Origin of the sequence: Lapillicoccus sp., assembly GCF_046595215.1 — a bacterium.
Classification (GTDB): domain Bacteria; phylum Actinomycetota; class Actinomycetes; order Actinomycetales; family Dermatophilaceae; genus Lapillicoccus.
Window position 1 is genome coordinate 1 of the sequence record NZ_JBKJPP010000003.1, and the last position, 11,215, is coordinate 11,215.

The window sequence follows — 11,215 nt, forward strand, 5'->3', positions numbered from 1 at the left end:
GAGGGGGAGCGGATGGGACATGAGGAAGACGGTCGGCAGCTCGGGGCAGATACTTTTCATGCGGCGAACGGCCAACTGCGAGAAGGACATCATCCTCGCCCAGGCCATCCCGTCGCGCTGCGGACCGGCGAGATCGAACTCGCCGAGGAGGGCGGCGACCTCGTGCTCGACCCGGCCCCCGAACCGGGTGGGGTGCTTGGTCTCGATCGCGAGGCCCACGGCCCGATCCGCCGTCACGGCGAGCTCGAGCAGGTCCCGCAGGGTGGTCAGCCGGCCCCACTCCGGGTCGCGCGTGGGGTCGCCAGGGGCGCCTTCGTGCTTCCAGGCACCCCAGTCCACCGCGCTGAGCGCGTCGAGGGTCATCGTCGACACGACGCCGTCCGAGGCGCCCGTGCGTTCCAGCGTGCGGTCGTGGAGGCAGACGGGCACTCCGTCGGCGGTGAGTCGCACATCGCACTCGAGGGCGTCGGCACCCTCCGACAGGGCCAGCCGGTAGGCCCCCACCGTGTGCTCGGCAACGACCGACGACGAACCCCGGTGGGCGACGACGAGGGGGGCCGGCCGGGTCACCGGCCTATCGTGGCACGGTGCCCCAGCCGCTCCGAGACGCCTCCTCACACCCGAGGCCGTCCCGGCGTTCCATGGGTGTGCACCTCCCCCCGTTCCAGCAGCTCGTCGACACGCACTGGCGTGACGTCGCCCGGCTCTCGCACGCCCTGACCGGGCCGGACGACGGCGATGACGTGGCCCAGCAGGCGTGGACCCAGGCCTACGCGGCATACCCTTCGCTGCGGTCGGCGACGAACCTGCGCGGTTGGCTGCTCACCATCACCCACCGGTGCGCGATGGACGCCCATCGCGGCAGGGGGCGGCGGGCCGTGCCGACCGACGACGAGGTCCTGTCCCACGCCGGCGACACCGTCGTCGACGGGCCCGAGACCGCTCTCGTCGACGAGGCGCTGTGGGGGCAGGTGGCGCGGCTGCCCGAGCGACAACGGGAGGCCGTCGTGCTGAAGTATGTCGGCGACCTCGACCACGCGGCGATCGCGGCGGTGCTCGGCACGACACCCACGATGAGCAGGCGCCTGGTCAGTGATGGCCTGCGGGCGCTGAGAGAGGAATGACGATGGACTCCACATCCACGATCGAGGGCCGGTTGGCCCGTTTCACCGCGAGCAGCCGGCCGCCGGTCTTCGGGTCGGCCGACGTCTCGTATGCCGTGACTGACACTCCCATCGGCCGGATGCTGTTGGCGCGCAACGACGCCGAGGCACTGGTCGCGTCGACCTTCGTGCCGGACGAGGCCGCCGAGGAGGCGGCCCTGACCCGGCTGGGTCGCGTCCTTTCGCCGCGGGTGCTCCGGCTGCCGCGAGCGCTCGACGAGGCCCGGAGACAGCTCGACGACTACCTCGGCGGGCGCCGCCACGAGTTCGACCTGGCGACCGACCTGAGCCTGGCGACGCCCTTCCAACGGACCGTCCTGACCGCCCTGGTCGGGTCGGTGGGTTGGGGCGAGCGCTCGACCTACGGGCAGCTGGCGGCCGTGATCGACAGGCCGGCGGCGACCCGGGCGGTCGGGACCGCGCTTGGGGCGAACCCGCTGTGCGTGGTGCTCCCCTGCCACCGGGTCGTCGGGTCGACGGGGCGCCTGACCGGCTATGCGGGAGGGATCCCGGCGAAGGAGTTCCTCCTGCGTCTCGAGTCGACCGGCTGACCCGGCCAGTCCCCAACCGGTCACCGACCGAACGCCGAGGGCGCCTACTCCGCGATGTCCCATCGGCGCAGAGACGGGCCCGGCAGCCGGCTGGTCCGCGGCACACAGGGCCCTGGACCGCGCCTCTCGATTTTGGTTGACCCAACCAGCCTTTGAGCTGCAGCTGGGAGACATCATGCATTCGGACGCCTTCCGCGCCGCGATGGAGCGAGGAGCCCGCTACGTCTGTCTGACCGGGCTCGACGTGCAAATGCTCGTCGACACCGTCGGCAAGGTGGACTTCCCCGGAGTACGCGAGCTAGCCACACTCGCGTCGAACTCATGTCGGCTGATGAGGAGATCCGCATCACCTCCCGCAACGGCGTGTACCTCACGGGCCGCACCGGCCACAGACCGATTCACATACGTGGCATTCCAGCAGACAAGCCGGGTATGTCAGTCATGTTGGCCGGACAGATCTCGTGGAACCCCTCGGAAGAGACGCAGAACGGGACGATCGTGTTTGACGGTGCCGCGTGGCCGCCGAACGAGAACAGCCTCATCACCAACCCGATCGCGTTGACCGTTGAGAATGGTCTGGTGACTGACGTCGCCGGTGACCGTCGGGACGCCGATGTCTACCGCTCGTGGCTGGCGGCGCAGGACGACCCGAACATGTACCGGTTGCTCACTGGTTGCTCAATTACAACCCAGGAGTGACGAAGTCCACCGGGCGTATCGTCGAGGACGAGCGAGTGCTCGGGTGCGTCGAGTTCGGCCTCGGAACTGAGGGCACCTAAATCGGCGGCGCGCGCTGGGTGGCACCAGCGCACAGAGACGGGTCCAACGTGTCACCGTCTATCGAGGTGGACGGCGTTGCGATCGAGGTGGACGCCCGCTATGTCCACCCCGACTTCGTGCAAATCTGCCAGCGGCTCGGTGCCGACGGCTACTGATCCGCATCAAACAGTCTTCGCAAACGAGAGGCCTGCGCATGCACACTGAGATCCACCGGATACCTGGACACGACGTGCACGAACACGTCCTTTCTGTTCCCCTGGACCACGCGGGGATGCAGGCCGGCACCATCGAGGTGTTCTCTCGTGAAATTGTGCGTGACGGAGGTGCCGACCGTCCTCGGCTCCTGTGGTTTCAGGGCGGCCCGGGCAACCGGGCTAACCGGCCCAGCTCGATCAGCGGCTGGCTCGACCGGGCCCTCGAGGACTACCGGGTCGTCCTGCTCGACCAGCGCGGAACAGGCCGCTCCACCCCGGCTGATCGGCAGACCCTGGCCAACGTTGGTGGCGCCCAGGAACAGGCCACCTACCTCGCCCACTTCCGCGCCGATGCGATCGTCGCGGACGCCGAGGTGTTACGTCAGGCACTCGACGAGGGTGCGTGGACGGCGCTTGGACAGTCCTATGGCGGGTTCATCACCACGACGTACTTGTCCCAGGCGCCGGGCGGGCTGCGCGAGGCCATCATTACCGCTGGATTGCCAGGGCTGAGTGGGTCGGCAGACGACGTCTACCGACTCACGTTTGCGCAGACGGCGCGCCGCAATGCCGAGTTCGCGGCCCGCCACCCGGCCGATGCAGAGACGCTGCGTGAGGTGGTCACCCACCTGCGGGACACCGAGGAGCTCCTGCCCACCGATGAGTCGTTGTCAGTACGCCGCCTCTTGCAGATCGGCATCGACCTCGGATCTTCGACTGGGTTCGACACACTGCACTACCTGTTGGAGGACCCGTTCACGACCGTGGGCGGGCAGCTGCGGCTTCGCGAGCGGTTCCTGCGTGAGGTCGGCGCCGTTGTGTCGTTCGCGGCGCATCCTTTGTACGCCGTCATGCACGAGACGATCTATTCCAACGGCCCGGTTTCGGGCGGTGCGACGGCGTGGGCTGCGCAGCGGGTCCGCGACAGCCTGCCGGAGTTCGCGCCGGACGCGGAGGCTCCGCTTCTCACCGGCGAGCACATCTTTCCATGGCAGTTCGAGGAGGACCCGGCGCTGGTGCCGTTGAGGCGGACCGCTCAGCTGCTCGCCAACCGTGCCGACTTCCCGGCGCTGTACGATCTAGGCGCGCTCGCGGAGAACTCGGTGCCAGTCGTTGCCGCTGTGTTCCACGACGACATGTTTGTCCCGCGCGAGTTGTCGTTGCGTAGCGCGGAAGCGATCCGTGGGACTCGGGTGCTCGTCACCAGCGAGTACCAGCACGACGGCATCCGCGTCGACGGCCGTCGCTTGCTGGACCGGCTGCTGGCCCTACTGCGCCGGTGACCACCGACCGCCCCGAGACGGAGGAGTTGTTCAGAACGCCTGGCGGGCAAAGCATCAAGGAAGTTCCTCGCATGGACTGCACCGCAGACATGGTGGCGCTGTCATCAGGCGCTGCACCGTCTGGTGCTCTCTTCGGTTGCCGCCGACTGCATCGCGTCGTTTTGGTCCTGTTCATCCCAGTGAACGACGGCTAAGCCAGTCCTAGCCCCGTGGATCCGCCGCTCGACCCCGCGTCGCTTGGGAGGCACCCGGTGTGGAAGATTGCGCGCCTGCCTTGCACCCCTGCACCCCGGGAGGTGGGGATCTCGGTGAAGGAGGCGGTCGCGATCGCACCGAAGCAGTGCTTGCAGAGCTGCGAGACGCGCTCGGGACGCCGTTCGTGTTCCATGGTCAACCTGCCCGGCCGGTGGCGAGGGGGCGGGTCACAGCATGGGCGCGGGGCGACGGGGTGGCACCCACCCGTCGGCGCCGTCGGTGCGGCGCAGGGCTATGTGAAGACCAGCGGCAGGACGACGGCTGCGGTGACAAGGGAGACACCGCTCAGGAGATCGGCTCGGATCGGGATCACCAGGACAGCGGCGCGCCCAAGACACAAGCCGACCAACGACATCACGACGGTCACGGCACCGAAGGTCACGGCCTGGACGACGGGAGGGAACCCGAGCAGCCCCAGTCCCGCTCCGGCGAGCAGGTTGTCCACGCTCAGCGCGAGCGGCATGCCGAACAGGGTCACCCAGGGATGGTCGACCTTCTCCGGATTCGGGTTCCGGATCGCTCCGACGAGCAGGAACAGGCCGTACGCGCCTATCAAGGCCGGGCCGATGTAGTCCGCGATCGGTCCGATCGCCTCGCCAGAGTAGTTCCCGAGCTCGCCGCCCACCAGAGGCGCGATGGTGTCCCAGAACCCGAACACCAGTGCGATCTGTACTGCGCGGCGGAACCCGAACGGAACCGTCCCGAGCACCATCGAGGTCCGGAAGTTGTCCAGGCTGAGCGCGAACCCCAGTACCAGCAGTCCGACGAACGGCTCGCCGGTCATGTCGACCCGGCCCGGTGTGGACGGGGGATGAGGGTGACCTCAGTCGGCCCTGGCACCTCGTTCGCGGACCGCACCGCGTCCGCCACGATCCCGTGGTCGGGCGAGAGGTGGCAGACCGGATCGGTGCGGGCCGCGTCACCGGTGAGCAGGAACGCCTGGCATCGGCATCCGCCGAAGTCGATTTCGCGACGGTCACAGCTCCGGCACGGCTCGGCCATCCAGTCCGTCCCCCGGAAGCTCTGGAAGAGCGGCGATTCGCTCCAGATCCGCGCCAATGAGTCCTCGCGCACGCTCGCGCGAGGCAGCGGCAGGGTCTGCGCGGCCGGGCAGGGCAGCGCGTCGCCGTTGGGGGCCACAGTGAGCTGGCGTGCAGCCCACCCGCCCATGCAGGGCTTGGGGTACTCGCTGTAGTAGTCGGGCAGGACGTGCACGACCTCCATTCGGCCCGCCAGGCGCTTGCGCGCGGCGCGGACGGTCTCCTCGGCCTTGGCGAGCTGGTCCCGGTTCGGCAGCAGCGCCGCGCGATTGCGCCACGCCCAGCCGTAGTACTGGGTGTTGGCCAGCTCGATCCGGTCGGCGTCGAGCTCCTCGACCAGGGCGATGATCTCGGCGACCCGGTCGATGTTCTGCCGGTGCAACACCACGTTGACCGTCAGCGGCCAGCCCAGGTCCTTCACCACGGCGGCCGCCTTGAGCTTGCGCTCGAACGACGGGATGCCGGCGATCCGGTCGGAGGTGACGGGCTCGTCGGCCTGCACGCTGACCTGCACGTGGTCCAGGCCGGCCTCCCTCAGCCCCTCCGCGCGAGCGCGTGTGAGCCCGATCGCACTCGTCACCAGGTTCGAGTACATGCCCAGCTCGGCAGCGGTGCGCACCAGGTCCACCAGGTCCCGGCGCAGCAGCGGCTCGCCGCCGGAGAGGTGGCACTGCAGCACACCCATCTCCGCGGCCTCGGTGAACACGCGCTGCCACTCCGCCGTGCTCATCTCGTCGTCGTAGGCGGCGAGCTCGAGCGGGTTGGAGCAGTAGGCGCAGGCCAGCGGGCACCGGTAGGTGAGCTCGGCCAGCAGTCCGAACGGCCTGTTCATCCCGGTATCACGGTCCATCGTGGATCTCCACACACCGCTTGGAGACGAGCCGGGCCAGGAAGGCCGTCACCTCGTCGTCGACCACCCGGTCGTAACGCCCCTGCAGGACCGCCGCGACGTCGGACACGGTCCGGTTCCCGTCGCAGAGGCCGAGGATGTCGGCGCCGGTCGGGTTGAGCACGATCACCGACTCCGGGCCGAGCAGGACGTGCCGCTCCCGGGTCCGGTCGAAGCGCATCCGGACGTGCGAGGACAGCGTCGGCCGGCCCGAGGGGGGCACGGCCGGCGGTGTGCTCGCCGCCGTCGGCGAGGCCACGGAAGCGCCGGCTGTCACGCCGTCAGCCGGCATGGGCCCGCTCGATCGCGTCCATCATGGACCACAGCACGTCGCACTTGAACGACAGCGCCGCCACGGCGGCGTCCCGGTCCTGCGGGGTTTTGCAGTGCTCGGTGACCACCTCGAGGGCGTGCTCGGAGTCGCGCGGCGCCTGGTACAGGCGGGCCTGGAAGTAGGCCAGGCCCTCCGGCTCGATCCAGGTGTAGTACTTCTCGAACGCGGCCAGGCGCTCGGCCATCAGGTCCGGCGCGAACAGCTCTGTCAGCGACGACGCGACCGCTTCCACCCACGGTCGGGTGCGGGCGAACGTCACGTAGGCGTCCACCGCGAACCGCACACCCGGTACGAGGTGACGGTGGTCAGCGATCTCCTCGCGGGTCAGGCCGCAGGCCTCGCCCAGCCGGAACCACGCCTCGATGCCGCCCTCGCCGTCCGCGGCGCCGTCGTGGTCGGTGATCCGGTGGATCCACCGTCGGCGCACCGCGGGGTCAGGGCAGTTGGCCAGGATGGCGGCGTCCTTGCGCGGGATCATCTCCTGGTAGTAGTAGCGGTTGGCCACCCAGCCGCGGATCTGGTCCGGGCTCAGCACGCCTTCGTTCATTCGCAGGTGGAACGGGTGCGCGCTGTGGTAGCTCTGCGAGTGGGCGCGCAGTTGCTCGACCAGGCCCTCGACCTCAGCCGTCCTGGTGGTCGCCGGACCCGTGTCCGCTCCCGGGCTCATCGTCGTCGTCATCGTGCCTTGACCTCCACTTCGAGACCGTCGCTGGCCACTTCCATCCCGCTCCGCTCGACCTCGCGACGTTCCGGCGAGTCCTCGAGCAGGATCGGGTTGGTGTTGTTGATGTGGATGTAGATCTTGCGTTCGATCGGCAGACGGGACAGCTGTTCGAGGCTTCCGCCGGGCCCGCCGATCGCGAGGTGGCCCATCTCGTGGGCGGTTTTGCCGGCGAGGCCGAGGCGGATCAGCTCGTCGTCGTGCCAGCACGTCCCGTCGATGAGCAGGCAGGTGCATTCCTCGAGCTCCTCGTGCACGGCCGGGGTGAGCACCTGCACGCCCGGCAGGTACACCGCGGCGCGGCCGGTGGACTCATCGGTGAGCCGGTAGCCCACGACCCGGCCCTCGGCGGTGCCGCTGCCGAAGCGGTCGTGCTTGGCGGTGGGGACGTCGAAGGCCCGATACGAGATCCCGCCCAGCGACACGTCCTGCCCCGGGACGACGCGTGTCCATTCGACCGGGCAGTAGCGCTCCAGCGTGGTTAGCACCCCGATCCCCGAGGTCAGCGTTGTGTACGTCGCCTCGGTGGCGTGCAGGCGGATCCCGCGACCCTCCCGGAGCAGGAGCAGCCCCAGGGTGTGGTCGATCTCGGCGTCGGTGAGCAGCACCGCTTGAAGCGGCGTGGTCCGGTCGTCACCTGGGTGCAGGCCCGCGAAGGCCTCGAACTGGGCCCGGATGTCGGGGGAGGCGTTGAACAGGAACCACCGCTCACGGTCCAGGCTCACCGCGATCGACGACTGCGTGCGTGACCGAGTGGGCCGGGTGCCGTCGCGGACCGCCCGGCACGTCGGGCAACTGCAGTTCCACTGCGGGTAGCCACCCCCGGCCGCTGATCCGAGCACCCGCAGCCACATCTCCCGTTTCCCCTGTTCCTCGTGGAGGCCCCCCGCTCCTGTCAGACACGGCGGGCCGGACGGCGGGAGGGGCGCCGGAACCACGTTCCGGCGCCCCTCCCCATTTACCTTGGTCGGCTTCAGCCACCTTCGTCAGCGTCAGGCCTCCGAGCGTGCGACGTACATCGTCACCTCGGGTGCGCACCCGATCTCTTCGAAGTCGGGCGTCTCCCATTCGGTACGGAGCTCCACTTGCTCACCTCCCTTTCGGTCTTCTTCCGGGCGTCTGAGTGTGCGGTCGGCCTAGTCCTCGGGCAGGGCGAAGGCGAACAGCGAGTCGCCCGCCCCGGCCCCGAGCAACCCGGGGAGGAACCCCTCGACCCAGCCACCCCATCCGGTCGGGACCACGATGTACTGGCGACCGTCGACGGTGTACGCGCTGGGGCTGCTGTGGTGTCCGCTTCCGCACTGGAACTCCCACAGCTTCTCACCGGTCTCGGCGTCCAGGGCCACGAACTGACCCGTCGGCGTGCCCTGGAACACCAGCCCGCCGGCCGTGGCCAGCGTCGAGGCGCACATCGGGTACTCGTTGCGCCAGCGCCACTTCTCCTCGCCGGTGTTCGGGTCGATGGCGGCCACGTACCCGTAGAAGTCCTCGATGTCCACGGCGACGCCCGCACCCCAATACGGGATGCTCTCCTTGAACTCGCGGCGGCGGCGGGTGGCCGTCGCCCCGACCTCCTGCACCGGTACGTAGATCAGACCCGTCTGGCGGCTGTAGGACATGTGCACCCATTCCTTGCCCCCGGCCGGCCCCGGCCAGAAGTGCACCGGCACGCCCTCCTCGTCCGGGTACACCTTGGCCGTGACCTCGCCGTCTGGGGTGATCTCACCCCAGGTGATCCGGTCGACGAAGGGGAACACCCGGACCAGCTCGCCGGTGGTCCGGTCCAGGACGAAGAAGTACCCGTTCTTGTCCGCGTGCGCGAGCAGCTTGCGCCCGTCGGGGCCCTCGAACAGGAGGTTCTCCATCGTGGAGTCGTAGTCCCACAGGTCGTGCGGGGTGCACTGGTAGTGCCACCGGATCTCGCCGGTGTTCACGTCCACCGCGACGACGCTGTCGGTGTAGAGGTTGTCGCCCGGGCGCACGGCGCCGTCGAAGTCGGGTGCCGGGTTACCCGTCCCCTGGTAGAGCAACTCCAGCTCCGGGTCGTAGGTGGGGGTGACCCAGCAGTTGCCACCGCCACGCTGCCATGCCTCGCCGTCGTCCGGCCAGGTCTCGGACCCGGGCTCGCCCGGCTTGGGGATCATATAGCGGCGCCAGCGCCGCTCCCCGGTGTGCGCGTCGAACGCGTCCAGGCACCCGCGGGTCCCGAACTCCCCGCCCGAACTGCCGACGATGACCATGTCCTTCACGAGCAGCGGCGCAACGGTACGGCTCTCCCCGGCCCGCACGTCACCGGCGGTGGTGTCCCAGACCTTCTCGCCGTTCGTCGCGTCGAGTGCGACGACGTGGGCGTTGAGGGTGGCCATGTAGACCTTCCCGTGCCCCACGGCCACGCCGCGGTTCACGTTCCCGCAGCACAGCGAGACGTCGTACGGGGAGGCGTGCTTGTACCGCCAGAGCTCCTCGCCCGTCTTGGCGTCCAGGGCCCAGCATTTGCCGTCCGGGCCGGAGACGTACATGACCCCCTCCACGACGATCGGGGAGGCCTCGTTCGAGTAGGTCGAGGAGCCGGACTGCATGCCCACCGAGCCGGCCTGGAACACCCACGCTGGGGACAGCCGCCTGACGTTTTCCTTGGTGATCTGGTCGAGTTCGCTGTAGCGCTGACCGTCGTAGGTGCCGTAGTAGGTAAGCCAGTTCTGCGGCTCTGAGCGGGCATCGAGGATGCGCTCGTAGTCCACATTCCCGGTGGCAGGCGCGACTCCCTTGACAGCGCTGAGTGTCATGTACGGAATGGCCTGGCCGGCGTCGACGTAGTCGGTCATCTCATGCTCCTTTCTACGGGCGCGGCTGCGCGGGACGGTCGAGCTTGGCGTGGTCCGGGACTTCCCCGCCGACGACGATCGCCCCGGTCAGACCGCGGCCCTCGTCGTTACCGGTCGTGGAGCTGTAGTAATAGGTACCCGGGCCATCCAGGTTGAGCAGGGCTGTTCCCTTGGCGTGGTTCACCAGCCAGATGAACATGGGGTCCCCGTTGTGGGGCAGCACCGCACAGTGGGTGTTTTTGTCGTCGTTGATGAGTGTGAGCTCGAGGTCCCCGCCGTGGGGTAGAATCAGGGTCCCGGGTTCGAAGCACAACTCGTCCTCAGGGATCCGAATTGTGGCGGTCATCTTGCCGTCGGTTCCTTCCGTGGCGTGCCCGACGCCCCCGGACCCGAGCAGCCGGCCCAGCCCAGTACTATTCTGCCGATGTAGGCCGTCGGCCAATTTGGCCGATATACCATCTGATGTCGTCGTCATGGACTTATCCTCCCGAAACACGTGTTGTCGCGGCCTATTCGTCGACCATAAGACTGCACAGTGCGGGCGTCAACCCCGCGCGTTGACTCATCCGAGAAGTTGACCGACCGACTGGCGGCGGCTAGGTGGCTGGTGTTCTTCGCGTGTGGCCAACCCGGATGACGTGAGCACTTTGGAAAAATGAGATCGACGGGTTTCGTTGTCTGTCTGGGGAGTTCGCGATGACGTTGGGTCTGGCGCCGAAACAGGGGGACCTGTTGCGCACCACGGTAGGGTACTGCGAGGGCAGGATCGGGGCGGACTCGATCTACGCGGTGTTGAACCGGGAGTGCTTCACCTTGTTCCCCGATGAAATTTTCGTGGACCTGTTCACCGACGTGGGACGCCGGTCCGTGCCGCCGATGATCGTGGCGGTGGTGATGGTGCTGCGGCGGATCGAGGGGTGTAGCGACCGGGAGGCGGTGGACCGATTCGCCTTCGATGCCCGGTGGAAGTACGCCGCGGGCGGGCTGGCCTTTGACTACCCCGGTTTCGTGCACACGGTGCTGGTGGACATGCGGGCCCGGCTGGCCGCCTCGGGGCGTCCGGACCGGATCTTTGAGGTCACGCTCGCGGCGGCCAAGGCGGCTGGGCTGGTCGGGCGCAGGCGGGTCCTGGACTCCACCCCGTTGTATGACGCGGTCGCCACCATGGACACCGTCACCC

The 11,215-nt window shown here is 68.6% G+C and carries 14 protein-coding genes; 5 read left to right on the forward strand and 9 right to left on the reverse strand.

Annotated features, from left to right (window positions below; genetic code table 11):
• Positions 1–570 (reverse strand): glycerophosphodiester phosphodiesterase family protein (locus ACLL9L_RS00105; RefSeq protein ID WP_411282603.1); only part of this gene is annotated, 570 nt, incomplete at its 3' end.
• Positions 571–641: 71 nt separating this feature from the next.
• On the opposite strand from ACLL9L_RS00105, the gene ACLL9L_RS00110 reads away from it, so the two are divergent.
• The 4 genes from ACLL9L_RS00110 (at position 642) to ACLL9L_RS00125 (ending at position 3,971) form a co-directional block, all read left to right on the forward strand.
• Positions 642–1,124, forward strand: a complete 483-nt coding sequence (locus ACLL9L_RS00110; RefSeq protein WP_411282604.1) for an RNA polymerase sigma factor — start codon at positions 642–644, stop codon at positions 1,122–1,124.
• A 2-nt stretch (positions 1,125–1,126) separates the two neighbouring features.
• The gene (locus ACLL9L_RS00115; protein ID WP_411282605.1) at positions 1,127–1,714 is read left to right on the forward strand and encodes a methylated-DNA--[protein]-cysteine S-methyltransferase; all 588 of its coding nucleotides are present in this window, start codon (positions 1,127–1,129) and stop codon (positions 1,712–1,714) included.
• A 321-nt stretch (positions 1,715–2,035) separates the two neighbouring features.
• Positions 2,036–2,413 (forward strand): hypothetical protein, encoded by a 378-nt coding sequence (locus ACLL9L_RS00120; protein ID WP_411282606.1) that lies wholly within the window; start codon positions 2,036–2,038, stop codon positions 2,411–2,413.
• 352 nt (positions 2,414–2,765) lie between these two features.
• Positions 2,766–3,971, forward strand: a complete 1,206-nt coding sequence (locus ACLL9L_RS00125) for an alpha/beta fold hydrolase (protein WP_411282607.1) — start codon at positions 2,766–2,768, stop codon at positions 3,969–3,971.
• A gap of 487 nt (positions 3,972–4,458) precedes the next feature.
• Here the strand turns inward: ACLL9L_RS00125 and ACLL9L_RS00130 are convergent, their stop codons facing one another.
• From ACLL9L_RS00130 to ACLL9L_RS00165, 8 genes are all read right to left on the reverse strand, one after another.
• Positions 4,459–5,010, reverse strand: a complete 552-nt coding sequence (locus ACLL9L_RS00130) for a manganese efflux pump MntP family protein (protein ID WP_411282608.1) — start codon at positions 5,008–5,010, stop codon at positions 4,459–4,461.
• A complete protein-coding gene (pqqE, locus tag ACLL9L_RS00135) occupies positions 5,007–6,116 on the reverse strand; it encodes a pyrroloquinoline quinone biosynthesis protein PqqE (protein WP_411282609.1) in 1,110 nt (369 codons plus the stop codon). The genes ACLL9L_RS00130 and pqqE overlap by 4 nt, the downstream gene beginning before the upstream one ends.
• Positions 6,106–6,447, reverse strand: a complete 342-nt coding sequence (gene pqqD / locus ACLL9L_RS00140; RefSeq protein ID WP_411282610.1) for a pyrroloquinoline quinone biosynthesis peptide chaperone PqqD — start codon at positions 6,445–6,447, stop codon at positions 6,106–6,108. The genes pqqE and pqqD overlap by 11 nt, the downstream gene beginning before the upstream one ends.
• Positions 6,437–7,168, reverse strand: coding sequence for a pyrroloquinoline-quinone synthase PqqC (gene pqqC, locus ACLL9L_RS00145; protein WP_411282611.1), 732 nt, complete (start codon positions 7,166–7,168; stop codon positions 6,437–6,439). The genes pqqD and pqqC overlap by 11 nt, the downstream gene beginning before the upstream one ends.
• On the reverse strand, positions 7,165–8,064 hold the full coding sequence (pqqB, locus tag ACLL9L_RS00150; protein ID WP_411282612.1) for a pyrroloquinoline quinone biosynthesis protein PqqB: 900 nt from the start codon (positions 8,062–8,064) through the stop codon (positions 7,165–7,167). Before pqqB ends, pqqC begins: the two co-directional genes overlap by 4 nt.
• Before the next feature lie 138 nt (positions 8,065–8,202).
• On the reverse strand, positions 8,203–8,295 hold the full coding sequence (gene pqqA / locus ACLL9L_RS00155; RefSeq protein WP_411282613.1) for a pyrroloquinoline quinone precursor peptide PqqA: 93 nt from the start codon (positions 8,293–8,295) through the stop codon (positions 8,203–8,205).
• A gap of 51 nt (positions 8,296–8,346) precedes the next feature.
• Entirely contained in the window at positions 8,347–10,035 is a 1,689-nt protein-coding gene (locus tag ACLL9L_RS00160) for a PQQ-dependent dehydrogenase, methanol/ethanol family (RefSeq protein WP_411282614.1), read from the reverse strand.
• A 13-nt stretch (positions 10,036–10,048) separates the two neighbouring features.
• The gene (locus ACLL9L_RS00165; RefSeq protein WP_411282615.1) at positions 10,049–10,510 is read right to left on the reverse strand and encodes an MSMEG_3727 family PQQ-associated protein; all 462 of its coding nucleotides are present in this window, start codon (positions 10,508–10,510) and stop codon (positions 10,049–10,051) included.
• A 221-nt stretch (positions 10,511–10,731) separates the two neighbouring features.
• On the opposite strand from ACLL9L_RS00165, the gene ACLL9L_RS00170 reads away from it, so the two are divergent.
• The coding region (locus ACLL9L_RS00170) for a transposase (protein WP_411282616.1) at positions 10,732–11,215 on the forward strand (484 nt) is incomplete at its 3' end.

Excerpts from the sequence above, each read along its gene's own strand:
- ACLL9L_RS00130 (WP_411282608.1), bottom strand. The coding sequence starts at position 5,010 with ATGACCGGCGAGCCGTTCGTCGGACTGCTGGTACTGGGGTTCGCGCTC.
- ACLL9L_RS00165 (WP_411282615.1), bottom strand. The coding sequence starts at position 10,510 with ATGACGACGACATCAGATGGTATATCGGCCAAATTGGCCGACGGCCTA.
- ACLL9L_RS00125 (WP_411282607.1), top strand. The coding sequence starts at position 2,766 with ATGCAGGCCGGCACCATCGAGGTGTTCTCTCGTGAAATTGTGCGTGAC.
- pqqD (WP_411282610.1), bottom strand. The coding sequence starts at position 6,447 with ATGCCGGCTGACGGCGTGACAGCCGGCGCTTCCGTGGCCTCGCCGACG.
- ACLL9L_RS00120 (WP_411282606.1), top strand. The coding sequence starts at position 2,036 with ATGTCGGCTGATGAGGAGATCCGCATCACCTCCCGCAACGGCGTGTAC.
- pqqB (WP_411282612.1), bottom strand. The coding sequence starts at position 8,064 with ATGTGGCTGCGGGTGCTCGGATCAGCGGCCGGGGGTGGCTACCCGCAG.
- pqqC (WP_411282611.1), bottom strand. The coding sequence starts at position 7,168 with ATGACGACGACGATGAGCCCGGGAGCGGACACGGGTCCGGCGACCACC.
- ACLL9L_RS00115 (WP_411282605.1), top strand. The coding sequence starts at position 1,127 with ATGGACTCCACATCCACGATCGAGGGCCGGTTGGCCCGTTTCACCGCG.
- pqqE (WP_411282609.1), bottom strand. The coding sequence starts at position 6,116 with ATGGACCGTGATACCGGGATGAACAGGCCGTTCGGACTGCTGGCCGAG.
- ACLL9L_RS00160 (WP_411282614.1), bottom strand. The coding sequence starts at position 10,035 with ATGACCGACTACGTCGACGCCGGCCAGGCCATTCCGTACATGACACTC.
- ACLL9L_RS00110 (WP_411282604.1), top strand. The coding sequence starts at position 642 with ATGGGTGTGCACCTCCCCCCGTTCCAGCAGCTCGTCGACACGCACTGG.